Below are 24015 nucleotides of genomic sequence, written 5' to 3' on the forward strand. Positions count from 1 at the left end.
CGACGTGAACGGGGTACGGACGTGAACGGGTACGGACGTGCGGGGTGCGCGGATCCGGCCGGCAGCACCCCGGGCGACCGAGCGGGACGGGCCGGTGCGGGAATTCGGGCCGGCACCGGTCCGATCGTGGGAGCGGTCAGCCCTCCAGGATCTCCTCGCGGACCTGTCGCAGTTGCGCTATGACGGACTCGGTGACCTCGCCGACCGGCCGGGCCCCGTCCACCTTGATCAGCCGTTCGCGCTGCCGGTAGTAGTCCAGCAACGCCAGGGTGTGCTCCTCGAAGACCCGCAGCCGATGCGTGACAACCTCCTCGGTGTCATCGGTGCGGCCGGCCTCCTTGCCCCGCTCCAACAGCCGGCGCACCAGCTCGGTACGGGGTACGTCGAGGAAGAGCGCCACCTGCACCGACGCGCCCAGGTCCCGGGCCACCAGATACGCCGCCTCCGCCTGCTCGACGGTGCGGGGGAAGCCGTCCAGGATGTACCCCCCGTTGCGGCTGGCCGCCTCGACGGGCTTGCGCAGCACATCCATCACGATCCCGTCGGAGACCAGGTCCCCACGGCGCATCGTCTCCGCCACCGACCGCCCGATGGAGGTCTCGTCGGCGATGTGCCGGCGCAGCAGGTCACCGCTGGAGATGTGGGCGATCCCGAAGTGCTCGGCGATGCGTACCGCCTGGGTGCCCTTGCCCGCGCCCGGAGCGCCGATCAGCAGCAACCGCATTACGTTCCCCCTCCTACCGACGCCTGCGAGGGTAGCCGGCCGGGATGACCGGCCGGCCGGCGGACCGGGGCGACCGACCACGGCAACGGACGCGCGTCGAAGGGCCCGGCTCCCGGCAGGGCGGCGGGCCCGCCGGAACGGGACCTCGGCGCCTACCCGTGCGACCGCGCCCCGACGCACTGGAGGTGGGCCCGTCGAACGAGTGCGGACGATGATGGACAACTACCTGATCGTGGTCGGCGTTGACGGTTCAGACGGTGGCCGACGCGCCCTGACCTGGGCGGTCCGCGAGGCGGCCAGCCGCGGCGGCACCGTGCCGGACGTGGCGGGGGTCGAAGGTCCCGGGACCCCACGTCCACCGGCCCTGCCCCCGCCCGCGCGGGTGGGGTGAACTGAGGACGGCCCTCGAGACAACCCCCGAGTGAGGGCGCAGAGAAAGGATGTGGACGGCGATGACCGCGACGATGACACACCGGCCGACCGCCCCGTCGGCGGACCGACTACCGCTCGCCGAAACGACCCGGCAGCGGGCGACCCGGTACGTCTGGGCCGGCCTGCGACTGGCCCTCGGCTGGACCTTTCTCTGGGCGTTCCTCGACAAGACGTTCGGCCTGGGACACGAGACGGCCAGCAAGGCCGCCTGGATCCACGGCGGCAGCCCGACCATGGGCTTCCTGAAGTTCGGTGCCGCCGGTCCGTTCGACGGCTTCTACCACGGCATCGCGGGAGCGGCCTGGGCGGACTGGCTGTTCATGATCGGCCTCGCCGGGCTGGCGGTCGCCCTGCTGTTCGGCATCGGCCTGCGGATCGCGGCCGTGGCCGGCGGCGTGCTCTACCTGATGATGTGGACGGTCGTCCTGCCTCCGGAGAACAACCTCTTCCTGGACGACCACCTGATCAGCGCCGCGCTGCTCGCCGGCCTGGCGCTGGTCTCCGCCGGTGACACGCTCGGGCTGGGCCGGTGGTGGGCGAGCCTGCCCCTGGTCCGGCAGCGGCGCTGGCTCAGATAGGACTCCGGTGGCGGCGCCGGATGTACCGGCCGGGAACCTTCCGGCCGGTACGCCGCCGTTTCCGGATGTCCACCGGGCTCCCTGGGTACGGCCCGCGCCGACGCCCATCAGCGACGGGCCCTGGTACGGGACGTCGACGACGATCCCTGGTGACGGCCCCGGCGAGGGCCTTCGGTGGTTGCCTTTGGCGGCGGTCTTCGGCGACGACACCACGGTCCGTCGCGGTGGCGTCGCCGACCATGGGGCTCGGGCCGGTAGGTTCACCGGGGACGCTCTGCCTCACCGAAAGGACGACCGATGACCAAGCCAACGGTGGAACCCCCCGCCGGCCCGCCACCTACCGACCTGGTCGTGGAGGACATCACCGTCGGTGACGGTCCCCGAGCCGAGCCGGGAAACCTGGCGACCGTCCACTACGTCGGGGTGTCGCACTCCGACGGCACCGAGTTCGACGCCTCCTGGAACCGCGGCTCGGCTTTCACGTTCTCGCTGGGTGGCGGGCAGGTGATCTCCGGTTGGGACCAGGGTGTGGTCGGCATGAAGGTCGGCGGCCGGCGCCGCCTCGTCATCCCGCCGCACCTCGGGTACGGCGAGCGCGGCGCGGGTGACGCCATCAAGCCCGGCGAGACGCTGATCTTCGTGGTCGACCTGCTCGCCGTCCAGTAGCCCGAGCGGGTCGGTGGCTCGACCGCCGGCGGTCACGGCGACGCCCGGCGATCACGAACGGTCGTGGGCGTCGTCCGTGACCATCGGCGGATCACGGACGACGCCAGCGGTCACGTGCGGACCGCCAGCGGCCCGGCCCGGCATTCTCCGGTGATGAGCGGCACGGGGCACGGACGGACTCCGCCGGTCCCGACCCGGCACGCGGGCGATCACGAGCGGGCATCTGGCGGTCCCGGCCCGGCACGCGGCGATCACGGACGGGCACCTGGCGGACGCTGACAACCACCGTGATCTCGGGTGGAGGCGGAACAATGGGACCATGTGGACCCGCCTTCCCCGCCTTCCCCGCCTGATCAGGCCCGTCACGGCGCCCGCCACGGTGCCGCCGCCGCTGACCGGGCCGTGGGCGGCCACCGACACCCGGCTCGACACCCCGGTGGTGTACCGGCTGCCGAGCGGTCGCGGCGCCGAGGACGTGCTCGTCGACGCCGAGGGCGGGGTGGTGACCGGCGGCGACGACGGTCGATTGTGGCGCTGGCCGCCCGGAGCCGGGCCGGACACCGCCCCGCGACTGCTGGCCGAGACCGGGGGCCGGCCGCTCGGTGTCGAGCAGGCCCCGGACGGCAGCCTGGTCGTCTGCGACGCCGAGCGTGGCCTGTTGCGGGTCACCCCGGACGGCGGGATCACCCGGCTGGCGGACACCGCCGGTGGGCGACCGATCAACCTGTGCAACAACGCCGCCGTCGGCCGGGACGGCACGATCTTCTTCACCGACAGTTCGCTGCGCTTCCCCCTGGCGGCCTGGCGCCGGGACCTGTTGGAGCTGCGGCCGAACGGGCGGCTGCTCTGCCACCATCCGGGAACCGGTCGCACCGAGGTGGTGGTCGACCGGCTCTACTTCCCCAACGGCGTCGCGCTGACCCCCGACGAGTCGGCCGTGCTGGTCGCCGAGACCAGCACCCACCGGCTGGTGCGGATCCCGCTGGCCACCGGCGAGCCGACCGTGCTGATCGACCTGCCGGCGTACCCGGACAATGTCAGCGCGGTCGGCGATGGCACCTTCTGGGTGGCCCTGCCCAGCCCTCGGCTCCCGGTCGTGGAGCGGTTACTGCCACATCCGCGCCTGCGCCAGGCCGCCGACCTGCTGCCCGGTGCGCTCCAGCCGCAACCCCGGCGGTACGGGCTGGTCGCGCTGGTGGACGCGACCGGGGCGGTGCTGCGTACCCTGCACGGCCCGAGCGGGGCGTACCGCATGGTCACCGGGGTCCGGCAGCACGGCGACCGACTCTGGCTCGGCAGCCTCGTCGAACCCGCGGTCGCCGTTGTGCCGCTGGGCTGACCCGCCGCCCGAGCTGGCCCGCCAGTCGGGCTGCCGGCCGCGCCGACCACAGCGTTAACAAGGGCCCCTTGCTATACAAAAAGCGATAACAAGGGGCCCTTCCTTTCGGCTCAGCCGCCGGAGTTGGATGGTGCCGCCGCGGGTGCGCTGGCCGCCGGGGCGCCGGTCGCCGACGGGCCGCCGGAGGGGGTGCCGGTCGCGGGAGGTGCGCTGGCCGCCGGCTTCAGGTCCGGCGGTACGGGCAGCGCACTGCCCCTGGCGAACTGGTCCCAGCTCTCGTTCCAGGCGGTCCAGCCGTTGCCCGGGGTCAGCTGCACCTCGGTGCCGCGTACCCGGACCAGGTCGCCGACGTGGGTGACTCCCATCAGCCAGCTCGCGGTGGAGGTCGACACGTTCACGCAGCCGTGCGACGTGTTGGTGTAGCCCTGCTCCCCCTCGGACCATGGTGCCGCGTGGATGAACTCGCCGCCCCAGGTCAGCCGCTGGGCGTCCTGGACGGTGACGACGTAGCCGCCGTTGGGCTCGCCCCGGGTGTCGAAGACGGTGCTGTCGTGCTTCTCCATGATCACCATGTCGCCGCTGGACGACGGCGTGCTGGGCTTGCCGAGGCTGACCGGGATCCGCTTGATCAGCCGGTCGTCCCGGTAGACGGACATCTGCTTGGTGCCGTTGTCGACGTCCAGCCGTACGGCGTGCGGGGCGACGGTGGCCACCGCCGTGTGGTCCTCGTCGCCGAACCCCTCCCTGCCCATCGGCAGCCCCGCCACGGCGGCCCGGGCGGTGATCCGGGTACCGGGGCGCCACGGGTCCGGCGCCCGGTACTCGGCCTGGTTGCCCTCCTCGGTCCAGGACCAGGTGCCCGGTTGTGGTGGGTCGGTGCTGACCAGCAGCCGCTTCTGGACGGCCGCCCGGGCCTCCTTGGGCACCCCCGGCTCGAACGCGACGGTGAGCGGCAGGTTCACCCCGTACGTCTGACCGCTGGCCAGGTTGAGACTGGTCTGCACCTGTTGGTCCGGCTTGTCCATCGTGGTGAACTTCGCGGTCGAGGTGGTCTGCTGGCCGGCGCCGTTCACCGCGGTCACCTGGGCGGTGTACGCGCGCTTGTAGTCCAGTGGCCGGCCCGGCAGCCAGGACGATCCGTCGGCCCGCATCGCGCCGTCGACCCGGGCGCCCCGCTCGTCGGTGAGGGCCACCTCGGTGATCTTGCCATTGCTCACCGCCACGCCGACCTCGCTGCTGATCGGCACGTTCTTCGCGTTGGCCGCCGGGGTGATGGCGACGGTCGCGGGCGGTGGTGGCGCGCTCGGCTTCCGGTCCGCGTCCGCCTTGCCTCCGCTGGTGCATCCGCTCAGCACCAGGGGTCCGCAGGCGATGGCAGCCAACCCCAGCCCGATCCGACGTCTGCGCTCCATAACCCCCCCATTCCGTTCACGGTCAATCACATTCTGTTACCTATCCCTCGATCCGGGTGCCCCCTTTTCGAGAGGCCATCCGAGAAAATCCTTTCGGGCCAAGGGATCCCGGTCCGCCCGGCCGGATGATCCGACCCTCGACGTCGATTACGCACAGTTATCGGACGCGGTGGCCAAAGCGGCTCAGCGGGTTCTGGGCGGCGCACCGGGAACGGACCCGGCGGGCGGGCCGGGAACGGGACGTCGGGGCAGCCCAGGTACGGCGTCCGTCACACCGGCCCGGCCGGGCGAGTGGTGCCCCTACGGGGGTGGAGCATGATTGGCGGGTGGCGGCCCCGGCCGCCATGCCGGAACCGGCGACATCCGCCCGCGCGGTGGGAGGGACGCCGGTCCCGGTCCGGCGACGACGCGTGGCGAGGGAGTACGGATGCAGACCCGCACCGATCTCATCGAGGACCTCATGTCGCGGTTCCCGCACATCCCGCGGGAGGCCGTGATCAAGGAGGACCTGTTGCGCGGGGGTGTGGCTTTCGACGACTCCGCGCTCACCGACAACGAGGGTGGCGAGGTCAAGCCGAAGTCGTACTTCATCTTCTCGTTCGACCATCGGACCCTGCCCGAACTGGGCAGCGCGGCGCTGCGCCGGCCGCCCGAGGAGATCGTGCTCACCGGTGGCCCGTACGGGTTGCGCCGCACGGTGGTCTCGGTCCGGGTCAACCCCGACTCGCCCTACCGGGTGGCCGACGGCGGGGACGGGATGCTGCGGCTGTTCCTGGACGGCCGGCCGATCGGCGACGTGGGCCTGCCGCCGATGCCCGAGTACTACCGGCACACGCTCAGCAACGGCAAGTCGGTGATGGAGGTGGCACCCACGATCCAGTGGGGCTACCTGATCTACCTGACCGTGTTCCGGGTGTGCCAGTACTTCGGCGCCAAGGAGGAGTGCCAGTACTGCGACATCAACCACAACTGGCGCCAGCACAAGGCCGCCGGTCGCCCGTACACCGGGGTCAAGCCGGTGGACGAGGTGCTGGAGGCCATGGAGATCATCGACCGGTACGACACGACCGGCTCGTCCCGGGCGTACACGCTGACCGGCGGCAGCGTCACCTCGAAGGTCGACGGGCTGGCCGAGGCGGACTTCTACGGCCGGTACGCCAAGGCGATCGAGGAGCGCTTCCCCGGCCGGTGGATCGGCAAGGTGGTGGCGCAGGCGCTGCCCCGGGCCGACGTGCAGCGGTTCCACGACTACGGCATCCGGATCTACCACCCCAACTACGAGGTGTGGGACAAGCGGCTGTTCGAGCTGTACTGCCCGGGCAAGGAGCGGTACGTCGGCCGGGCGGAATGGCACCGGCGGATCCTGGACTCGGCCGAGGTGTTCGGGCCGCGCAACGTGATCCCGAACTTCGTCGCGGGCGTGGAGATGGCCGAGCCGTTCGGCTTCCGCACGGTCGACGAGGCGATCGAGTCCACCGGTGAGGGGCTGGAGTTCTTCATGTCCCGGGGGATCACCCCGCGGTTCACCACCTGGTGCCCCGAGCCGACCACCCCGCTGGGCCGGACCAACCCGCAGGGTGCGCCGTTGGAGTACCACATCCGGCTGCTGGAGATCTACCGGGCCACCATGGAGCGGCACGGGCTGAGCAGCCCGCCCGGGTACGGCCCGCCCGGCGCCGGCAACGCGGTGTTCTCGGTCAGTTCCTTCATGGACTCCCTGCCCGCCGACACCGAACCGGCCCCCGTGCCCAGCTGACCCCTCGTTGCGCCTTGGGGCTCCACCGCGTTCCGAATGGCCGATTCGGGCGGTGGAGCGAGCGACCCCGCCAAGGCCCTGACCAGACCCGCGTTGCGGCGGCGCAGCAGATGCCGCCCGGTCAGCGCCTCGACGCCGGCCCGGGTCGCGGCATCGGCCGGTGTCGCGACCCGGGCCGGTCGGCCGGGCCGCACGGGTCGGCGTTCCGGGGTGAGCATCCATCGCCGACGTGACGGCGCTCAGGAGACCAGGGCCAGATCCTCCTCGATCCGGTCGGCGGCCGCCCGCAACGGTGGCAGCAGGTCCCGGCGGATCGCGTCGGCACTGCCCCGGCTGGTGTGCGTGGAGACGTTCAGCGCGGCGACCACCGAGCCGTCCTCGCCGCGCACCGGCACCGCGAGCGACCGCAGCCCCTCCTCCAGCTCCTGGTCCACCAGCGCGAAGCCCTGGGACCGGACCCGGGAAAGGGTGGTCCGCAGCTTCGCCGGATCGGTGATGGTCCGGCGGGTCAGCGGGCGCAGTTCGGCGGCCCCGAGGTAGTCGTCCAGCCGGACCGCCGGTTGAGCGGCCAGCAGCACCCGACCCATCGAGGTGGCGTACGCGGGAAAGCGGGTCCCCACGCTGATCGCCACCGCCATGATCCGCTTGGTGGTCGGTACCCGGGCCACGTACACGATCTCGGTACCGTCCAGCACGGACATCGAGCACGACTCGCGCACCTCGGCGGCCAGGGTCTCCATGTGCGGCTGCGCGACCTCCGGCAGGCTGAGGCTGGAGAGGAAGGCGTAGCCCAGTTCCAGCACGCGCGGACGCAACGCGAACAGCCGGCCGTCGGTGCCGACGTACCCGAGTTCGACGAGGGTGAGCAGGAACCTGCGGGCCGCCGCGCGGGTCAGGCCGGTGGTCCGGGCCACCTCGCTGAGGGTGAGCTGCGGATGGGTGGCGTCGAACGCCCGGATCACCGCGAGCCCACGTTCCAGCGACTGGACGAACTCCGGCCCCCGGCCCGGCTCCCCCGTCACGTGTCCTCCTGTCGCAGCGCCCGCTGGGCGACCGAGAACGCCCGATTGGCCGCCGGGACGCCAGCGTAGACACCCACCTGCAACAACACCTCGGCGACCTCCGCCTCGGTCAACCCGTTGCGCAGCGCGGCCCGCACGTGCAGCGCCAGTTCCTCGTCGTGGTGCAGGGCCGCCAGCACCGCCAGGGTGACGCAGCTGCGGGTACGCCGGTCCAGGCCGGGCCGGGTCCAGATCTCCCCCCAGGCGTACCGGGTGATGAAGTCCTGGAAGTCCGCGGTGAGTTCGTCGGTCCGGGCCGCCGCCCGGTCCACGTGCCGGTCGCCCAGCACCTCGCGGCGCACCGCGCTCCCCCGGCGGCGCCGGTCGCCGTCGGTGCCCGCACCCGGCGGGTCGGCGGGGTCGGCGGGGTGGGGCAGGTCGGCGAGGCCGGCGGGGTCGGCGGGGTCGGCGGGGTGGGGCAGGTCGGTGGACTCGGCGAGGCAGGGCGGGTCGGCGGGCTCGGAGCGCGGGCCGTCGGTCACGCCGGTCCTCCCAGGTGGGCAAGGAGCAGCCGGTTCAGCTCGGCCGGCTGCTCGACGGTGGCCAGGTGCGCCGCGTCGGCGACGACCCGCAGCCGGGCGCCGGGAATCCCGGTCGCGATGGTCCGGGCGTGTTCCTCCGGGGTGGCCGGGTCCGCGGCGGCGGCCACCACCAGCGTCGCCGCCCGGATCCGGGGCAGTTCCGGACGCAGGTCCAGGGCCGCGATGACCTCGCAGCAGGTCGCGTACCCGGCGACGGGCGTGCCGAGGAGCATGGCGCGGTGCTCGGCCACCAGCTCCGGGTGGCGTTCGGTGAATTCCGGGGTGAACCACCGCCGCAACACCGCGTCGGCCACCGCCGCGGTGCCGCCGGCCCGGACCGCCGCGGCCCGGTCCCGCCACGCCTGCGCCGGTCCGAGCCGGGCGGAGGTGCAGAGCAGGGCGAGCCGGTTGATCCGGTCGGGGGCGTTGGCGGCCAGCCACATCCCGACCATCCCACCCAGCGACAGACCCACGTACGATGCGCGCCGCACCCCGAGGGCGTCGAGCACGGTCAGTACGTGCCGGCCGAGCGTCGCGATCGTGCAGCCCGGTGGCGCCGGTGGCGCGGTTCCGTGACCGAGATGGTCGTACCGCACCACCCGGTACCGGCTCAGCGCGCCGAGCTGGGGGCGCCACATCCGGTGGGTGGTGCCCAGCGAGCCGCCGAGGACCAGCACCGGCGCCCCGGCCGGACCGTCCACGGTGACCCCCGCCGGCCAGCCCGACGGCCCGGTCACGGGTTGTCCCCAGCGGACGCCGCGTGCCGGGCCAGGACCCGGTCCACGAACAGCCCCGCCGAGCCCAGCCAGCCGACCGGGTCGAGCGCGGCGGCCAGCCCCGGCGCGTCCAGGTGCGGCTGGACCTCCGGGTCGGCCAGCAGCGCCGCGCGCCAGTCGGGCCGGTCGGCGGCCCGGGTGACCGCCTCGTGGGCGCGGGTCCGGCCCAGCGCCGGGGCGAGCCGGGCGGCCACGGCCTCGCTGAGTACCAGGCCGTCGGTGCGGTCCAGGTTGGCCCGCATCCGGTCGGGCCGGACGGTGAGCCCGGCGAGCAGCCGGGTGGTCCGGGCCACCGCCCCGCCGGTCAGTCGCAGCAACTCCAGCAGCGGCTCCCACTCGGCGTGCCAGCCGCCCGCGGCCCGTTCGTGCTCCTGGGCGGCGGCGGCGTACAGCGTGGCAACCAGGCCGGGGCCGCGCCGGGCCGCCGCCGTGACCAGCACCGAGTCGACCGGGTTGCGTTTGTGCGGCAGCGCCGACGACCCGCCCCGCCCGTCCCCGGTGGCCTCGGCCAGTTCCGCCAGTTCGGTCCGGGCGAGCAGCCCGACGTCCAGCGCGACCTTTCCGGTGTTGGCGAGCACGGCGCCGAGCGCGGCGGCGAGGTCCAGCACCGGTTGCCGGCGGGTGTGCCAGGGCAGCGGGCTGGGCGCCAGGCCGAGCCGGTCGGCCAGCCCGTCGGCGACCGCCGGCCCGGCCGGTCCCAGCGCGGCGAGGGTGCCGGTCGCGCCGCCGAGCTGCACCGGCAGACCGGCCCGGACGGCCGCCAGCCGGTGCCGGGCGTCCAGCAGGCCGGCCAGCCAGCCCGCCGCGGTCAGCCCGAACGTGGTGGGTGCGGCCTGCTGGCCGAGGGTCCGACCGACCTGGACGGTGTCCCGGTGCCGGCGGGCCAGCCGGGCCGTCGCGCCGGCCGCGCCGGCCAGCCCGTCGGTGACCACCCCGGCGACCCGGCTGGCCACCAGCATGAGCGCGCTGTCCAGGACGTCCTGGCTGGTGGCGCCGAGGTGCACCCAGGGTCGGGCGTCCGGCGGTACGGCCTCGGTCAGCTCGCGGACCAGCGGCACCACCGGGTTGCCGGCGGCCTCCGCCGCGCGTCCGAGCGCCGCCGGGTCGAACCGGTCGACCCGGCGGGTGGCCGCCGCGATGGCGGTGGCGGCGGTGGCCGGGACGATTCCCTCGGCGGCCGCCGCCGCGGCGAGCCCGGCCTCGACGTCCAGCATGGCCCGCAGCAGCGCCCGGTCGGTGAGCAGGGCATCCGTCGCGGGATCACCGGACAGCGCGGACAGCAGGCCGTCAGACGGCGAAGAAGACGGTTTCATGTTCCCCCTGCAGCCGGATGTCGAACCGGAGTCCGTCGGCCGTCGGCCGGGCCAGCAGCGTGTCCCGGCGGTCCGGCCCGATGCCGGACAGCACCGGGTCGGCGGCGTTGGCCGACTCCTCATCCGGAAGGTACAACCGGGTCACCACCCGGGTCAGCAGGCCACGGGCGAACACCGACACATTCAGGTGGGGTGCCTCGACGCCGCCGTCGGGATCGGGCAGCGGCCCGGGCCTGACCGTGTGGATGCCGTACCGTCCGGTTTCGTCGGTGGGGCAGCGGCCGAAGCCGCGGAAGCCGGCCACCCGGGACGGCCGGGCGCCACGCGGGTCGTCCGGGTGGTCGAACCGGCCGTCCGGGTCGGCCTGCCAGGTTTCCACCAGGGCGTCCACCACCGGGGCGCCGGCGCCGTCGGTGACCGTCCCGTGGATCCAGAACGCGCCGGGTGTCGGCTCCGGCACCACGTACGGGCCGTCCGGCCAGAACAGTCCGATGTGCAGGTACGGCCCGACGGTCTGCGCCGGAGTCACGCCGAGTGGCCCGGCCACCCCGGTCCGCGCCGGCGGCCCGCCGGGCGAACCAGCGGCACGGGGCGGACCAGCGACACCGCGCAGATCAGCGGCACCGGGCAGACCAGCGAAACCCGCCGGGCCGGCCGGCTCAGTCATCGTCGCCCTCCTCGAACGGCGTCCGGTCCCGGCCGCGCAGCACGATGTCGAACCGGAAACCCAACGCCCACTCGGGGGTGGTGGTGGCGTGGTCGTACCGCGAGACCAGTCGCTGCCGGACGGCCGGGTCGGGTATCGCGTTGAAGATCGGGTCCTGGAAGAACAGCGGGTCGTCGGGGAAGTACATCTGGGTCACCAGGCGCTGCGCGAAGGCCCGGCCGAGCAGCGAGAAGTGGATGTGCGCCGGCCGCCAGGCGTTGGTGTGGTTGCGCCAGGGATAGGCGCCGGGTTTGACGGTGACGAACCGGTACCGGCCGGTGGCGTCGGTGTGGGTCCGGCCGACGCCGTCGAAGTTCGGGTCCAGCGGGGCCGGCCAGTCGTCGACGGCGTGCCGGTACCGGCCGGCCGCGTTGGGCTGCCAGATCTCCACCAGGGTGTCCGGTACCGGGCGGCCGTCGCCGTCCAGCACCCGGCCGTGCACGATGATCCGCTGGCCGAGCGGTTCACCCGGATGCTGCCGGGTGAGGTCGTGGTCCAGCTCGCCCAGCCGGCCGGCGCCCAGCAGCGGGCCGGTCACCTCGGTCAGCCGGTGCGGCAGCGGCACCAGCGGCTGACGCGGGGCGCGCAGCCCGGTGGAGCGGTAGTCGGGGGTGTCCAACGGTGGGTGCGTGCCGGCGGGGTCGCGGCGGTAGCCGGGCAGGACCAGCCGGTCGGGAGGTTCGGTCACGATCGTCCTCCGGTCAGGGCGCGCAGCGCGGCCAGCTCGCCCGGGGTGGGTGGATCGGTGCCGGTGACGTCGTCGGCGATCCCGAGCGGCCAGCCGGTGGCCGCCCGCGCCCGCTCGACGGTGGCGCCGGGATGCAGGTGGGTGAGGACCAGTTCGCTGGTACGCGGGTCGGGCTCCAGGATGCCCAGGTCGGTGATGACGACCCGGGGGCCACCGCCGCGCAGGCCGAGGCGTTCCCGCTCGCCGGGCCCGGCGCCGTATCCGACGGAGGTCACGAAGTCGACCCGGTCCACGAAGGTCCGGCGGTTCTGTCGGACCACGACCACCACCTCCGCGCAGGAGGCGGCGATCTCCGGGGCGCCGCCGGCGCCGGGCAGCCGGACCGTCGGGGCACGGTAGTCGGTGCCGATCACCGTGGTGTTGATGTTGCCGAACCGGTCCAGCTGGGCGGCGCCGAGGAAGCCGGTGTGGATCCGGCCGGGCTGCAACCAGTAGTTGAAGACCTCGGGCACCGGTACGACGGCGTCGGCGGTGTCGGCCAGGATGCCGTCACCGATGGACAGCGGCAGTCGGTCCGGCTTGGCGCCGAGGCAGCCGGATTCGTAGATCAGCACCAGGCCCGGCGCGTGGGTGGCCCGGGCCAGGTTGGCCGCGGTGCTGGGCAGGCCGATGCCGACGAAGCACGCCGAGGCGTCCCGCAGTTGCCGGGCGGCGGCGACGGTCATCATCTCGTCGGCGGTCCACTCCATGCTCAGGCCCACGCCATGCTCAGGCCCGGTCGGCCGCGAGCCGGACGTGCCGCCGCAGCCAGTCGGAGAAGGTGTCCCGGTCCCGGCTGATCGCGTCCCAGGCGAGGTAGAAGTCGTTGTCCCGGACCGAGTAGCCGTGCGCGTACGACGGGTGGGCCCCGCCGGGGGCCACCGCGACCGCGGTCACCGCCCAGCCGGGCAGGACGACCTGGCCGGGCACCGGGTCGAGCCGGTCGACCACCTCCTCCACGGTCACCAGCGAGCGGCGCGCGGCGAGGACGGCCTCCTTCTGCACGCCGGTGATCCCCCAGAGCTGCACGTTGCCCGCCCGGTCGGCCCGCTGGGCGTGGATCACCGTGACGTCGGGCCGCAGCGCCGGCACGGCGGTCAGCACCTCGCCGGTGAACGGGCAGGTCACCGGGCGGATGTTCGCGGTGTGCCGGGGCAGGTCGGTGCCGGTGTAGCCGCGCAGCACCGCGAACGGCAGGCCGGCGGCACCGGCGACGTAGCGGTTGGCCATTCCGGCGTGGCTGTGTTCCTCCAGGTCGAGCGGCACCGGCCAGGCGTTCTGCACCGCGTCGCGGAACCGGTGCAGGGAGCCGACGCCGGGGTTGCCGCCCCAGGAGAAGACCAGCCGGGTGGCGCAGCCGGCGCCGATGAGCTGGTCGTAGATGAGGTCGGGCGTCATCCGGACCAGGGTCAGCTCGCGGCGGCCCTGCCGGATGATCTCGTGACCCGCGGCGAACGGGATGAGATGGGTGAAGCCCTCCAGGGCCACCACGTCGCCGTCCCGGACCAGCTCGGCGATCCCTTCGGCCAGCGAGACCAGTTCCGCCACAGGTTCCCACCCTCCGCCTCGGGCCATCGGGCGCCCGGGTGGGTCGGCCACCCCGGCTCCCGCTGTCCGCCGTCCGGGCTTGTTCGCCATCCGGACGTCCGTCCTCATTCCGAACGTAGTGCCGGACGCCGCGATCCGTCAACGGACCTCCGCCGCCGGGGCCGCGGCGGTCGGCGGTCACCCGTTGACGCGGCCCGGACCATCCGCCTACGTTCTGGATGAGAACGGCTGTTCGCTGAGCGAACGATCGCCGGCCCAGGCGGTCCCGGTGGGCGTCGGTCCGCGGCCCCCACCGCCGGCGGCGCCGAGAGGAGATCGTCATGCGTACCCAGGTGGGCATCGTCGGGGCCGGCCCCGCGGGGTTGACGCTGGCGCACCTGCTGCGGCTGCGCGGGGTGGAGTCGGTGGTGCTGGAGGCCCGCAGCCGGGAGTACGTGCAGCAGCGGGTCCGGGCCGGCGTCCTGGAACAGGGCTCGGTCGACCTGCTCACCGCGGCCGGCCTCGGGGAACGGCTGCACCGGGAGGGCGCCCGGCACGAGGGCATCGAGCTGCGCTTCGCCGGCCGGTCCCACCGGGTGCCGCTGACCGAGCTGACCGGGCGGGCGATCACCGTGTACGGCCAGCAGGAGGTGGTCAAGGACCTGATCGCCGCGCGCCTGGCCGCCGGCGGCGAGCTGCGGTTCGAGGTCGACGACGTACGCCTCGCGGGGCTGGACACGGACGCGCCGGTGATCCGGTTCCGGGACGCGGCCGGCGAGCACGAGCTGCGGTGCGACTTCGTGGCCGGCTGCGACGGGTCGCACGGGGTCAGCCGGGGGTTCGCCCCGGCGGCGGCGTTCCGCACGTACGAGCGGACCTACCCGTTCGGCTGGCTCGGGGTGCTCGCCGCCGCACCGCCGGCCACCCGGGAGCTGATCTACGCCAACCACGAGCGGGGCTTCGCGCTGTACAGCATGCGGTCCCCCGAGATCTCCCGGCTCTACCTCCAGGTCGACCCGGACGAGCAGCTCGCCGCCTGGCCCGACGAGCGGATCTGGGCGGAACTGCGCGCCCGGCTGGAGACCGTGCCCGGCTGGTCGCTGAACAGCGGTCCGATCCTGGAGAAGAGCATCACCGGCATGCGCAGCCTGGTGGTCGAGCCGATGCGGTGGCACCGGCTGTTCCTGGCCGGCGACGCCGTACACATCGTGCCGCCGACCGGCGCCAAGGGGATGAACCTGGCGCTGGCCGACGTCGCGCTGCTCGCCGACGCCTTCGCGGCCTGGTACGCCGACGGTCGCGCCGACCTGCTCGACGGCTACTCGGCCACGGCGCTGGACCGGGTCTGGCGGGCCCAGCACTTCTCCTGGTGGATGACCTCCCTGCTGCACCGGATCGCCCGGCACGACCCGTACGAGGCCCGGCTGCAACTGTCGACGCTGCGCTACCTGACGACCTCCCGGGCGTACGCGACCAGCCTGGCGGAGAACTACGTGGGCCTGCCCGAGGGGTGAGCCGGCGACCGGTACGCTCGCCCCGGCCGGTGGCCGCCGGGCCCGAGGGGCGGGCCGGCCCGCGCCGGCGGTACGGAGTTCCAGGTGCTCGTTCTGCTGCCGCCCTCCGAGGGCAAGGCCCATCCGTCGCGGGCGGGCCGCCCGGTGGACCTCGCCGCGCTGTCGTCGCCGGAGCTGACCCCGGCCCGGGACCGGGTGCTGGACGCGCTCGTCGAGGTGAGCGCCGGTGACCCCGGCCAGGCCCGGACGCTGCTCGGGCTGTCCCCCGGCCAGGACGACGAGTTGGCCCGCAACGCCCGGCTGCGGACCGCCGGCGCGCTGCGGGTGGACCGGCTCTACACCGGCGTGCTCTACGACGCGCTGGACCTGGCCACGCTGACCGGACCGGCCCGCCGGCTGGCCGGGCGGTCCCTGCTGGTCTTCTCGGCGCTGTGGGGGACGCTGCGGATCACCGACCGGGTGCCCCCGTACCGCTGCTCCGCCGGCGTACGGCTGCCCGGGGTGGGGGCGTTGGGCACGCACTGGCGGGCGGCCCTGGCCGGCGCGCTGCCGACCGCCGCCGGCCGCCAGGTCGTGCTCGACCTGCGCTCCACCGGGTACGCCGCGATGTGGCAGCCGGCCGGTGAGCTGGCCGAACGGACCGTGGCGGTACGGGTGCTGCACGAGCAGACGATCGGCGGCGAGGTGCGCCGGTCGGTGGTCAGCCACTTCAACAAGGCCACCAAGGGCCGGCTGGTGCGCGACCTGCTGACCGCCGGGGTGCGGCCCCGGTCGCCGAGGGAGCTGGTCGCGGCGCTGCGCGACCTGTCGTACACCATCGAGGAGCAACCGGCCCCGGCCGGGCGGGTCCGGCGGCTGGACGTGGTGGTCGACCGGCTCTGAACCGCCCGGGTCAGCCGCGCTGGTCCAGGATTCCGGTGGCCTGCCCGACCTCGATCAGGTGCCCGTCGGGGTCGCGCAGGTAGCAGCGGATCTCCGTGCCGTGGTCCTTGGGTTCGGTGATGAAGTCCCCGCCCCGGTCCCGCCAGGTCTGGTACACCGCGCGTACGTCGGTGACCCGGATGTTCATCGCGCTGGACAGCGTCCCGACGTCGTGCGGCGGCGTCACCTCGACGTCCGGCTTGTCGTCGGTACGGCCGCCCCCGTTGTTGAGCACCAGGTAGCTGTTGTGGAAGCGCAGCACCGCCGGCTCCCGCTCGCGGACCACCTCGGCGCCGAGCACCCGCCGGTAGTACTCCCGGGACCGGTCCACGTCCCGCACGATCAGCAGGTGGGTGAGCACCGCACCCGCGGCCGGTTGGAAGTAGTCCGGCGCCTCGTTCTCGGCCATGCCCCGATCATGCGGCCGTCGCCGCGCTCGGCGCAGCGGTTCGCCGGTTCCCGCCCGAGCGACCGTCCGCCGGCTTCCCCGTCCCGCGCGGCCGGCCGGCGGGTCCCGCCGCCGGGACCCGCTCAACCGGCGGGCGGCGTCGGGGTGAGGTCGTTGGCACCCAGGGCCGTGAGGAAGTGCCGCCAGGTACGCCGGGTGACGGTCAGCCAGGGACCGGAGCTGTCCTTCGAGTCCCGGATCAGCACGGCGCGCTCGGTGATGGCCACCTCGACGCAGTTCACTCCGGGCCCGGTCCGGGAGGACAGGGTCCAGCGCAGGGCGGGCGTACCGTCAGTCCCGCTCCGTGTCGTCGTCATGTCGAGCCCCCGATTCCGGTGCTGCTGACGGGTCCGGCCGGTCCGGCTCCACCACCGCCTCGGCCATCGTGCGGAACCGCTTCGCCCGGTCGGCGATGAGCCGTTCCGAGTCACTCGGGTCGAGCGCCACCGCGGCGACCCGGTCGAAGATCTGGTTGGACTGCTCGATCTCGTGCGGCCGCTCCAGCTGGAGATCACCGAAGACATCCTCGACGTGTACGACGCTCGGCATGTCGTGCTCGGCGAAGTCGAGGATGGTGAAGGTGGTCTCCACCCCGGCATGGGCGCCGAGGGCGAACGGCACGACCTGGATCGTCAGCTCGGGGATCCGGGCCAGGTGCAGGATCCGGTCCAACTGGTCGGCCATCACCGTCGCGTCGCCCACCCGCCGGTGCAGGGCCGCCTCGTCGATCACCACGTGGGTGGCCGGCAGCGGGTCCCGGGCGTAGAACAGCTCCTGGCGGCGCATCCGGGCGTCGGTCAGCCGCCGCACCACCAGTGGATCGACCTGGGCGAAGTAGCCGGCCACCAGCGCGTAGGCGTACGCCTCCGTCTGCAACAAGCCGGTGACCACGCTGGACTTGAAGTCGCGGATCTCGCTGGCCGCCGCCTCCAGTCCGAGATACCGGGCGTACGGGTCGGACAGCTCGTACGCCTCCCACCATCCCGGCCGCCGGCCCTCGACGGCCAGCGCCATCATCTCTTCGCGCTGCTCGTCGGGCACCTTGTAGAGGACGCAGAGATCACGCACGTCCCGCGGGTTGGCGGGCCGCTGTCCGGTCTCCAACCTGCTGATCTTCGTCGGCGAGCAATACAACGCCTGGGCGGCCATGTCGAGATTGAGGCCGGCACGCTGACGGTGTTCCCGGAGCAGGTTGGCGAGTCGCCGGCGCTTCATGAAGGGATTCCCGCCCTGCGTCATGCTCACCTCATCCAGTGCCCGGGGACAATGCCCTCCGCCGCCGTGCCACCGACAACGGCCACGTGCCACCGACAACGGCCCATTGCCATGGACGCGTGGCACTTGCCATACGGAGAACTCCATGATGGCAGTTGCCACCGGGCAGTGCCTAGGGGAGGCGGCCATTCTGTCGATGGCACACCGTTACCGGCCCGGCCCCGGAACTCCTGCCGCGCGACCGGTTCCGGGCAGGTCAGGGCGGATGAGATCCACGATGGACAGCCCGCCACGGTGCGCCGAACGCCGCCCACAGTCGCATTCTGGACAGTCAGCCACACTTTGCAATTGCCAGAGGAGAATGTTGCGGGGGCATGACCGGATGGCGGTTATCAATAGTCCGTTCGGCCCTGATCGCACTCGACGCGGATTAGTGGAGCACGTACGCTTGAGCCGATACGAAGATCGACGCCAACCCTGAGTCGAACCGGGTCACTCAGCCCCGCAAACGAAAGCTGGACCGGTGTTGCAGCACCGATCCAGCCGAGCAATCCCACCCGAGTCGCGCTCCACAGGCACCGGCCGGAAGGCAATTGCCACATGAACCGTACCACAATGCTCCGTGCCCGATACCGGAGCGAAACCGTCCAACGCGCCTCCTCGCGGCACTCCGCTGATTCAGGACCATCGACAAACGACATTACCCAACCGGCGCCACCGCGCCCGGAGCCAGGCCGGGCGCGGAGCCGGTGGCAGTGGCCGGGCCGGCGGCCCAGCCTGTTCCGGCTGCTCACCGGGCTGCTCCTGCTGGCGGCCCTGGTCACCCTGCCACTGCTACGGCTGGTGCCGCTTCCCGACCTCGCCGACGAGGTCGGGGCGCTGTTCGTCGTGCGGGAACTGCTGGGCTGGATGCTGGCCCCGCGGCACCGTTCCGAGCGCCGGCCGTGGTGACCGGTGTCAGAGAGTGGCGATGAGGACCGCGGGCGACTCGACGCAGTCGGCGACGTACCGCAGGAACCCGCCGGCCACCCCGCCGTCGCAGACCCGGTGGTCGAAGGTCAGGCTGATCTCGGCGACCTTGCGGACCGCCAACGCCCCGTCGACCACCCACGGCTTGTCCACGATGCGGCCGACGCCCAGCAGCGCCGCCTCGGGATGGTTGATGATCGGCGTCGAGCCGTCCACCCCGAAGACGCCGTAGTTGTTCAACGTGAACGTCCCACCGGTCAGCCGCGCGGGCGGCAGCGCGCCGGCCCGGGCCTGCGCGGTCGTCTCGGCCAGCGCCGCGCTGAGCTGGCTGGTGTCCATCCGCTGGGCGTCCCGGATCACCGGCACCATCAGGCCACGGTCGGTCTGCGCCGCTATCCCGAGGTGAATCCGGCCGGACTGGACGATCTCCCCGCGCTCGCCGTCCACCCGGGCGTTGAGCTGCGGAAATCGCCGTAGTCCGGCAACACAGATCCGGGCCAGCAGGGCCAGGATGCTGACCGGCTGCGCCGGCCGGGCGGCGTTGATCGCCGCGCGGGTCGCCAACAGCTCGGTGGCGTCCACGTCCACCCAGATGGTGACCTCGGGGATCTCCCGCCGGCTCCGGGACAGCTTGTCGGCGATCGCCTTGCGCACGCCGCGCAGCGGGATCACCACCTCGTCCGGTTCGGTCGGCACGGCGGATCCGGTCGGTGCCGGCGGCCGGGTGTGCTCCGCGACGGGGTCGGGAACCGCCGCCAGCGCCGGCCCGGTGTCGAGGTCGGCCCGCCGGATCATCCCGCCCGGCCCGGTGCCCCGGACGCTGCCCAGCTCGATGCCGCGTTCCCGCGCGAGTCGGCGGACCAGTGGCGAGATCACCAGGGGCGCCTGGAGCCCACCGCCGAACGAGGCTCCCGGCCCACCATGGGTTCCCGGCCCGGCGGATGCCTGAGAGTCATTTTTGTGCCGCTCAGGCATGTCCGCCGATCGGGGTGATCCGCCGGACACGGCGTCCCGCCGATCGAAGCCGGCGGCACCTCCGCCGGACACCCCCAGCCGGCGCCGCCGCCGGCCCGCGGAACCGGACCCGTGTGCCGCGCCGTGCCCGGTGCCGTACCCGATCAGCACGTTGCCCGAGCCGGCCCGCTCCTCGGTCCGGTACCTGGCGTGCGCCACCGGCTCGACCGCCGCAGGGTCGACCGTCGCCGGGTCGACCACCGCAGGGTCGACGGCGCCCGCGGCGTCCAGCGGCTCGACGGTGATCAGTGGCTGACCCACCGGACGCGCCTCGCCGGGCACCCCGTGCAGGGCCACCACCCGACCCGCGTACGGGCAGGGCACGTCGACGACGGCCTTGGCGGTCTCCACCTCGACCACCGGCTGGTCCACCTCCACGATGTCGCCCACGGCCACCTGCCAGGCGACGATCTCCGCCTCGGTCAGCCCCTCCCCCAGGTCCGGCAGGTTGAACACCTGGACGGCACCGGGGGCACCGGGGCCGACGGCGGCCGGCTGGGCGCTCATGCCGCGACCCCGGCGGGCAACCACCGGCCGTCCGGCCGGTCGTTCCACTGCAACCGGGCCACCGCGTCCAGCACCCGGTCCACCCCCGGCAGGTGGAGGTGCTCCAGCTTCGGTGCCGGGTACGGGATGTCCAGCCCGCCGACCCGCAGTACGGGCGCGTGCAGGGAGTGGAAGCAACGCTCCTGGATCCGGGCGGCGACCTCGGCGCCCACCCCGGCGAACCCCGGCGCCTCCTGGATCACCACACACCGACCGGTGCGCCGGACCGAGGCGGCCACGGTCTCGTCGTCGAACGGCACGATGGTACGCAGGTCCACCACCTCCAGGTCCCAGCCCTCCTCGGTGGCGGCCTCGGCGGCGGCCAGCGCGACCGGCACCGCCGGCCCGTACGCCACCAGGGTGGCGTCCCGGCCGGGGCGACGCACGGCGGCCCTGCCGAACGGCTCGGTCCGGGCCGGCAGCCGCGCCTCCTCGCTGGCGAAGTAGAGCTTCTTCGGTTCCATGAAGATCACCGGGTCGTCGTCCGCGATGGCCTCCCGCAGCAGCGAGTACGCGTCGGCCACGGTCGCCGGGGTGACCACCTTGAGGCCCGGCGTGTGCGCGTAGTACGCCTCGCTGGAGTCGCAGTGGTGCTCCACCCCGCCGATCCCACCGGCGTACGGCACCCGGATCACCATCGGCGCGCCCAGCCGGCCCCGGGTCCGGTTGCGCAGCTTGGCCACGTGCGAGGTGATCTGCTCGAACGCCGGGTAGGCGAAGGCGTCGAACTGCATCTCCACCACCGGTCGCAGGCCGGACATGGCCATCCCGACGGCGAACCCGACGATGCCGGCCTCGGCGAGTGGGGTGTCGAAGCAGCGCTTCTCACCGAACTGCTTCAGCAGCCCGTCGGTGATCCGGAAGACGCCACCGAGCTGGCCGACGTCCTCCCCGAACACCACCACCCGGTCGTCGTCGGCGAGCGCGTCGCGCAGGGCCGCGTTCAGCGCCCTGGCCATCGTGATCGGAGCCATCAGCCCTCCCCCTCGGTCTCGTCCCGGGCCGCCGCCAACTCGGCGCGGACCTGCTCGGCCTGCTCGGCGAGTTGCGGGGTCGGCCGTGCGTAGACGTGCGCGAACAGCGCCATCGGGTCGATCTCGGGGTCGACGTTCATCCGGGCCCGCAGGTCGGCGGCGTACGCCTCGGCGTCCGCGGCGATCGCCGCGACGGCGGCGTCGTCCAGCTCACCGCGCTCCCGCAGGTACGCCTCCAGCCGGGCGATCGGGTCCCGGCCCGACCACGCCCGCACCTCCATGTCGTCCCGGTACCGGGTGGCGTCGTCGGCGTTGGTGTGCGGTTCCATCCGGTAGGTGTGCGCCTCGACCAGGAACGGCCCGTTGCCCGACCGCGCGTGCTCGACTGCCCGGGTCAGCACGGCCAGCACGGCGACCGGGTCGTTGCCGTCGACCTGCTCGGAGCGGACGCCGTACCCGACGCCCTTGTACGCCAGGGACGGCGCGGCGGTCTGCCGGGACAGCGGGACGCTGATGGCGTACCTGTTGTTCTGTACCAGGAAGACGACCGGCGCCTTGAACACGGCGGCGAAGTTGACGCCCTCGTGGAAGTCGCCCTCGCTGGTGGCGCCGTCGCCGATGTAGGCCAGCGCGACGGTGTCGCGGCCCTGGTACGCCTCGCCGTAGGCGACGCCGGCCGCGTGGACGGTCTGGGTGGCCAGCGGTGTGCACTGCGGGGCGGTGCGGGTGGCGGCCGGGTCGTATCCGCAGTGCCAGTCGCCGCGCAGCAGGGTGAGCACCTCGACCGGGTCCAGGCCCCGGGCGACCAGCGCCATCGACTCGCGGTACGTCGGGAACACCCAGTCGGTGTCCCGGACCGCCAGCACCCCGCCCACCTGGCAGGCCTCCTGCCCGCGCGCGGACGGGTAGACGGCGAGCCGGCCCTGCTTGGTCAGGGCCGTGGACTGCTGGTCGAACCGGCGGCCGACGACCATCCGGCGGTACATCTCGCGCAGCGCTTCGACAGGCGGCTCCGGGTAGTCCGCGGCGAGCGGCTGGCCGGTCTCGTCGAGCATCCGGACCGGTTCGGGGCTGGGTAGCAGCGGTCCGACCGGATCCCGGCGGTCACCGGGTACGGACGGCCGGCGGACCTCCTGGGGTGTGGTGGTCACGGCGGGCACCTCCTGGACAGGTAGTCCCGTTATGCTCACGTTCTCCGGACTCTTGTTCAAGATCAGCGCGAAAGTCGGGACAATCGACTCGGGAGGACTGCCGCGATGGACCATCGGTCCGACGACAAGCCGGAAATGGCCGCCCCGGCGGGACGAACGGCCCGGCCCGGCGAGGAGGTCCGTCCCCGGCAACTCGACGACATCGACCGGCGGATCCTCGCGGAGCTGTCCCGGGACGGCCGGCTGTCCGTGCGTACGCTCGCGGAACGGACCCACGTCTCCCGGTCCAACGCCTACGCCCGGGTCGAGCGGCTGATCGCCGACGGCGTGATCACCGGCTTCCGGGCCCTGGTGGCGCCCGAACCGGCCGGGTTGATGACCTCGGCGTACGTCAGCCTGACGATCGAGCAGAACACCTGGCGGGAGGTGTCGGCCCGGCTGGCCCGGGTGCGCTACATCGAACACGCGGCGCTGCTCGGCGGCGACCACGACGTGCTGGCCCTGGTCCGGGCGCCGGACAACGCGGCGCTGCGCGACCTGGTGCTCAACCAGGTACAGGGCATCCCCGGGGTGATCTCCACCCGCACCTGGCTGGTGTTCGAGGAGTTCGACGGCGCCGGGTCACCGTGGGAGTGAGGCTCTAGAGTTGACCACCATGACCGACACCGAGCGGCCGGGGCTGCGGCTGAGCTGCACGACCCTGGACACCCCGCACCCGCCCACCCTCGCCGGGTTCTACGCCCGGCTGCTCGGCTGGCCGGTGGTCGAGGACCAGCCGGACTGGGTGGTGCTGCGACCGCCCGGTGGCGGTGCCGGGTTGGCCTTCCAGACCGAGTCGGCGTACACCCGACCGGTGTGGCCGGCCGGGCCCGGTGAGCCGCAGATGATGGCGCACCTGGACATCGAGGTGGACGACCTGACCGTCGCCGGCGGGCACGCCGAGACGTGCGGCGCGACACTGGCCGCGTACCAGCCGCAGGACGGCGTGCGGGTCTACCTGGACCCCGACGGCCACCCGTTCTGCCTGTTCACGTCGTAGCCGGTCCCCGGCCGGCCCGCCGGGCGATGAGCCCGCGCACGTCGTCGTGCAGGTCCTCCGGCGCGTCCTGCGGGTCCAGTTCCAGCAGCCGGGGCAGCAGTTCCGGCTCCAGCATCCAGGCCCGGAAGCCCTCGGCGATCGTCACCCGCACCCGGGGGCGGTAGGTCACCACCACCTCGTCGCCGGCCCGGATCTCCCCGGGCTCCACCACCCGCAGGTACGCCCCGACCCGCGCCTCGCGGGTGAACCGCTTCAGCCAGTGTGGTTCGGCCATCTTGTGCTGGAAGGTGGCGCACGGGATCCGGCCGAAGGTGGCCTGCAGGACGACGTCCGGCCCGATCCGCCAGTGTTCGCCGATGGCCGCGCCGTTGACGTCCACGCCGACGGTCGTGATGTTCTCCCCGAACAGCCCGCTGGGCAGGTCGCGGCCCAGTTCCCGCCCCCACCAGTCGTAGTCCTCGCGGGCGTACGCGTACACGGCCTGGTCGTCGCCGCCGTGGTGCTCGACGTCGAAGATCTGGTCACCGACCAGCCCACTGCCGAGGCCGCCGTGCTTCGGGCCCGGAGCACGGACCGGGACCGGGCCGTCGACCGGCCGCTTGTTGATGCCGGTCGTCCCGACCGACTTCGCCGGATTCGGTTCGGGAACCGCGAGATTGACCGAGAGCAGTTTCGCCACGGTCCGC

At 73.4% G+C, this 24015-nt stretch carries 27 protein-coding genes; 10 read left to right on the top strand and 17 right to left on the bottom strand.

The genetic code is table 11. The features are described from left to right. Positions 1–136: 136 nt before the first annotated feature. Positions 137–724 (bottom strand): adenylate kinase, encoded by a 588-nt coding sequence (locus tag ACXN5W_RS09295; protein ID WP_473157769.1) that lies wholly within the window; start codon positions 722–724, stop codon positions 137–139. Positions 725–935: 211 nt separating this feature from the next. Between ACXN5W_RS09295 and ACXN5W_RS09300 the strand changes: the two genes are divergently transcribed. From ACXN5W_RS09300 to ACXN5W_RS09315, 4 genes are all read left to right on the top strand, one after another. Further along, on the top strand, positions 936–1115 hold the full coding sequence (locus ACXN5W_RS09300; protein ID WP_473157770.1) for a universal stress protein: 180 nt from the start codon (positions 936–938) through the stop codon (positions 1113–1115). A gap of 61 nt (positions 1116–1176) precedes the next feature. Next, positions 1177–1734: a hypothetical protein gene (locus ACXN5W_RS09305; RefSeq protein ID WP_473157771.1), complete on the top strand. Its 558-nt coding sequence runs from the start codon at positions 1177–1179 to the stop codon at positions 1732–1734. Positions 1735–2031: 297 nt separating this feature from the next. Then, positions 2032–2400: an FKBP-type peptidyl-prolyl cis-trans isomerase gene (locus tag ACXN5W_RS09310; RefSeq protein WP_473157772.1), complete on the top strand. Its 369-nt coding sequence runs from the start codon at positions 2032–2034 to the stop codon at positions 2398–2400. A 319-nt stretch (positions 2401–2719) separates the two neighbouring features. Continuing rightward, positions 2720–3739, top strand: coding sequence for an SMP-30/gluconolactonase/LRE family protein (locus ACXN5W_RS09315; RefSeq protein WP_473157773.1), 1020 nt, complete (start codon positions 2720–2722; stop codon positions 3737–3739). A gap of 110 nt (positions 3740–3849) precedes the next feature. Here ACXN5W_RS09315 and ACXN5W_RS09320 read toward each other — a convergent pair whose 3' ends face one another. Next, complete coding sequence (locus tag ACXN5W_RS09320; RefSeq protein WP_473157774.1) at positions 3850–5151, bottom strand: L,D-transpeptidase; 1302 nt, start codon at positions 5149–5151, stop codon at positions 3850–3852. Between the two features lie 427 nt (positions 5152–5578). On the opposite strand from ACXN5W_RS09320, the gene ACXN5W_RS09325 reads away from it, so the two are divergent. Then, on the top strand, positions 5579–6907 hold the full coding sequence (locus ACXN5W_RS09325; protein ID WP_473157775.1) for a radical SAM protein: 1329 nt from the start codon (positions 5579–5581) through the stop codon (positions 6905–6907). A 239-nt stretch (positions 6908–7146) separates the two neighbouring features. Here ACXN5W_RS09325 and ACXN5W_RS09330 read toward each other — a convergent pair whose 3' ends face one another. Genes ACXN5W_RS09330 through ACXN5W_RS09365 form a run of 8 tightly spaced genes read right to left on the bottom strand, consistent with a single transcriptional unit; the run spans position 7147 to position 13559 of the window. Then, entirely contained in the window at positions 7147–7929 is a 783-nt protein-coding gene (locus ACXN5W_RS09330) for an IclR family transcriptional regulator (protein WP_473157776.1), read from the bottom strand. Then, positions 7926–8450, bottom strand: a complete 525-nt coding sequence (gene pcaC, locus ACXN5W_RS09335; RefSeq protein WP_473157777.1) for a 4-carboxymuconolactone decarboxylase — start codon at positions 8448–8450, stop codon at positions 7926–7928. The genes ACXN5W_RS09330 and pcaC overlap by 4 nt, the downstream gene beginning before the upstream one ends. Continuing rightward, on the bottom strand, positions 8447–9226 hold the full coding sequence (gene pcaD / locus ACXN5W_RS09340) for a 3-oxoadipate enol-lactonase (protein ID WP_473157778.1): 780 nt from the start codon (positions 9224–9226) through the stop codon (positions 8447–8449). Before pcaD ends, pcaC begins: the two co-directional genes overlap by 4 nt. Then, positions 9223–10578: a 3-carboxy-cis,cis-muconate cycloisomerase gene (gene pcaB / locus ACXN5W_RS09345; protein ID WP_473157779.1), complete on the bottom strand. Its 1356-nt coding sequence runs from the start codon at positions 10576–10578 to the stop codon at positions 9223–9225. The genes pcaD and pcaB overlap by 4 nt, the downstream gene beginning before the upstream one ends. Continuing rightward, positions 10553–11245 carry a protocatechuate 3,4-dioxygenase subunit alpha gene (gene pcaG, locus ACXN5W_RS09350; protein ID WP_473157780.1) on the bottom strand — a complete coding sequence of 231 codons (693 nt, stop codon included), beginning with the start codon at positions 11243–11245 and terminating at the stop codon, positions 10553–10555. Before pcaG ends, pcaB begins: the two co-directional genes overlap by 26 nt. Further along, on the bottom strand, positions 11238–11972 hold the full coding sequence (gene pcaH / locus ACXN5W_RS09355; RefSeq protein ID WP_473157781.1) for a protocatechuate 3,4-dioxygenase subunit beta: 735 nt from the start codon (positions 11970–11972) through the stop codon (positions 11238–11240). The genes pcaG and pcaH overlap by 8 nt, the downstream gene beginning before the upstream one ends. Beyond that, positions 11969–12733 carry a CoA-transferase subunit beta gene (locus ACXN5W_RS09360; protein WP_473157782.1) on the bottom strand — a complete coding sequence of 255 codons (765 nt, stop codon included), beginning with the start codon at positions 12731–12733 and terminating at the stop codon, positions 11969–11971. Before ACXN5W_RS09360 ends, pcaH begins: the two co-directional genes overlap by 4 nt. Positions 12734–12740: 7 nt before the next feature. Continuing rightward, positions 12741–13559: a CoA transferase subunit A gene (locus tag ACXN5W_RS09365; RefSeq protein ID WP_473157783.1), complete on the bottom strand. Its 819-nt coding sequence runs from the start codon at positions 13557–13559 to the stop codon at positions 12741–12743. 320 nt (positions 13560–13879) lie between these two features. Here ACXN5W_RS09365 and ACXN5W_RS09370 point away from each other — a divergent pair, with 320 nt between their 5' ends. Together ACXN5W_RS09370 and yaaA are read left to right on the top strand one after the other, a co-directional pair. Beyond that, positions 13880–15052 (top strand): 4-hydroxybenzoate 3-monooxygenase, encoded by a 1173-nt coding sequence (locus ACXN5W_RS09370; RefSeq protein WP_473157784.1) that lies wholly within the window; start codon positions 13880–13882, stop codon positions 15050–15052. Between the two features lie 84 nt (positions 15053–15136). Beyond that, on the top strand, positions 15137–15934 hold the full coding sequence (yaaA, locus tag ACXN5W_RS09375) for a peroxide stress protein YaaA (protein ID WP_473157785.1): 798 nt from the start codon (positions 15137–15139) through the stop codon (positions 15932–15934). A gap of 10 nt (positions 15935–15944) precedes the next feature. On the opposite strand, the gene ACXN5W_RS09380 is transcribed toward yaaA, so the two are convergent. From ACXN5W_RS09380 to ACXN5W_RS09390, 3 genes are all read right to left on the bottom strand, one after another. Continuing rightward, positions 15945–16382, bottom strand: a complete 438-nt coding sequence (locus ACXN5W_RS09380; RefSeq protein ID WP_473157786.1) for a VOC family protein — start codon at positions 16380–16382, stop codon at positions 15945–15947. 122 nt (positions 16383–16504) lie between these two features. Further along, a complete protein-coding gene (locus ACXN5W_RS09385) occupies positions 16505–16738 on the bottom strand; it encodes a DUF397 domain-containing protein (RefSeq protein ID WP_473157787.1) in 234 nt (77 codons plus the stop codon). Then, on the bottom strand, positions 16713–17660 hold the full coding sequence (locus tag ACXN5W_RS09390) for a helix-turn-helix domain-containing protein (RefSeq protein WP_473157788.1): 948 nt from the start codon (positions 17658–17660) through the stop codon (positions 16713–16715). Before ACXN5W_RS09390 ends, ACXN5W_RS09385 begins: the two co-directional genes overlap by 26 nt. Before the next feature lie 591 nt (positions 17661–18251). On the opposite strand from ACXN5W_RS09390, the gene ACXN5W_RS09395 reads away from it, so the two are divergent. Continuing rightward, positions 18252–18587: a hypothetical protein gene (locus ACXN5W_RS09395; protein ID WP_473157789.1), complete on the top strand. Its 336-nt coding sequence runs from the start codon at positions 18252–18254 to the stop codon at positions 18585–18587. A gap of 6 nt (positions 18588–18593) precedes the next feature. On the opposite strand, the gene ACXN5W_RS09400 is transcribed toward ACXN5W_RS09395, so the two are convergent. The 3 genes from ACXN5W_RS09400 to pdhA are packed head-to-tail and all read right to left on the bottom strand — an operon-like array spanning position 18594 to position 22290. Next, entirely contained in the window at positions 18594–20126 is a 1533-nt protein-coding gene (locus ACXN5W_RS09400; protein ID WP_473157790.1) for a dihydrolipoamide acetyltransferase family protein, read from the bottom strand. Continuing rightward, entirely contained in the window at positions 20123–21139 is a 1017-nt protein-coding gene (locus ACXN5W_RS09405; RefSeq protein ID WP_473157791.1) for an alpha-ketoacid dehydrogenase subunit beta, read from the bottom strand. Before ACXN5W_RS09405 ends, ACXN5W_RS09400 begins: the two co-directional genes overlap by 4 nt. Beyond that, positions 21139–22290 (bottom strand): pyruvate dehydrogenase (acetyl-transferring) E1 component subunit alpha, encoded by a 1152-nt coding sequence (pdhA, locus tag ACXN5W_RS09410; protein WP_473157792.1) that lies wholly within the window; start codon positions 22288–22290, stop codon positions 21139–21141. The genes ACXN5W_RS09405 and pdhA overlap by 1 nt, the downstream gene beginning before the upstream one ends. Before the next feature lie 135 nt (positions 22291–22425). On the opposite strand from pdhA, the gene ACXN5W_RS09415 reads away from it, so the two are divergent. Both ACXN5W_RS09415 and ACXN5W_RS09420 read left to right on the top strand, forming a co-directional pair. After that, entirely contained in the window at positions 22426–22926 is a 501-nt protein-coding gene (locus tag ACXN5W_RS09415; RefSeq protein WP_473157845.1) for an Lrp/AsnC family transcriptional regulator, read from the top strand. A gap of 19 nt (positions 22927–22945) precedes the next feature. After that, complete coding sequence (locus ACXN5W_RS09420) at positions 22946–23329, top strand: VOC family protein (RefSeq protein WP_473157793.1); 384 nt, start codon at positions 22946–22948, stop codon at positions 23327–23329. On the opposite strand, the gene ACXN5W_RS09425 is transcribed toward ACXN5W_RS09420, so the two are convergent. Further along, entirely contained in the window at positions 23319–24008 is a 690-nt protein-coding gene (locus ACXN5W_RS09425; protein WP_473157794.1) for an MOSC domain-containing protein, read from the bottom strand. The two genes, ACXN5W_RS09420 and ACXN5W_RS09425, sit on opposite strands and share 11 nt — an antisense overlap. Positions 24009–24015: the final 7 nt, after the last annotated feature.

The organism is Plantactinospora sp. A48 (assembly GCF_055793945.1).

What these genes read in the sequence shown, in the direction of transcription:
- ACXN5W_RS09395 (WP_473157789.1), top strand. Translation starts at nt 18,252, where the DNA reads ATGCTCCGTGCCCGATACCGGAGCGAAACCGTCCAACGCGCCTCCTCG.
- ACXN5W_RS09310 (WP_473157772.1), top strand. Translation starts at nt 2,032, where the DNA reads ATGACCAAGCCAACGGTGGAACCCCCCGCCGGCCCGCCACCTACCGAC.
- ACXN5W_RS09325 (WP_473157775.1), top strand. Translation starts at nt 5,579, where the DNA reads ATGCAGACCCGCACCGATCTCATCGAGGACCTCATGTCGCGGTTCCCG.
- ACXN5W_RS09420 (WP_473157793.1), top strand. Translation starts at nt 22,946, where the DNA reads ATGACCGACACCGAGCGGCCGGGGCTGCGGCTGAGCTGCACGACCCTG.
- ACXN5W_RS09320 (WP_473157774.1), bottom strand. Translation starts at nt 5,151, where the DNA reads ATGGAGCGCAGACGTCGGATCGGGCTGGGGTTGGCTGCCATCGCCTGC.
- ACXN5W_RS09390 (WP_473157788.1), bottom strand. Translation starts at nt 17,660, where the DNA reads ATGACGCAGGGCGGGAATCCCTTCATGAAGCGCCGGCGACTCGCCAAC.
- ACXN5W_RS09405 (WP_473157791.1), bottom strand. Translation starts at nt 21,139, where the DNA reads ATGGCTCCGATCACGATGGCCAGGGCGCTGAACGCGGCCCTGCGCGAC.
- ACXN5W_RS09300 (WP_473157770.1), top strand. Translation starts at nt 936, where the DNA reads ATGATGGACAACTACCTGATCGTGGTCGGCGTTGACGGTTCAGACGGT.
- ACXN5W_RS09305 (WP_473157771.1), top strand. Translation starts at nt 1,177, where the DNA reads ATGACCGCGACGATGACACACCGGCCGACCGCCCCGTCGGCGGACCGA.
- pcaG (WP_473157780.1), bottom strand. Translation starts at nt 11,245, where the DNA reads ATGACTGAGCCGGCCGGCCCGGCGGGTTTCGCTGGTCTGCCCGGTGCC.
- ACXN5W_RS09380 (WP_473157786.1), bottom strand. Translation starts at nt 16,382, where the DNA reads ATGGCCGAGAACGAGGCGCCGGACTACTTCCAACCGGCCGCGGGTGCG.
- ACXN5W_RS09315 (WP_473157773.1), top strand. Translation starts at nt 2,720, where the DNA reads ATGTGGACCCGCCTTCCCCGCCTTCCCCGCCTGATCAGGCCCGTCACG.
- pcaB (WP_473157779.1), bottom strand. Translation starts at nt 10,578, where the DNA reads ATGAAACCGTCTTCTTCGCCGTCTGACGGCCTGCTGTCCGCGCTGTCC.
- ACXN5W_RS09415 (WP_473157845.1), top strand. Translation starts at nt 22,426, where the DNA reads ATGGCCGCCCCGGCGGGACGAACGGCCCGGCCCGGCGAGGAGGTCCGT.
- ACXN5W_RS09295 (WP_473157769.1), bottom strand. Translation starts at nt 724, where the DNA reads ATGCGGTTGCTGCTGATCGGCGCTCCGGGCGCGGGCAAGGGCACCCAG.
- ACXN5W_RS09400 (WP_473157790.1), bottom strand. Translation starts at nt 20,126, where the DNA reads ATGAGCGCCCAGCCGGCCGCCGTCGGCCCCGGTGCCCCCGGTGCCGTC.
- ACXN5W_RS09370 (WP_473157784.1), top strand. Translation starts at nt 13,880, where the DNA reads ATGCGTACCCAGGTGGGCATCGTCGGGGCCGGCCCCGCGGGGTTGACG.
- ACXN5W_RS09385 (WP_473157787.1), bottom strand. Translation starts at nt 16,738, where the DNA reads ATGACGACGACACGGAGCGGGACTGACGGTACGCCCGCCCTGCGCTGG.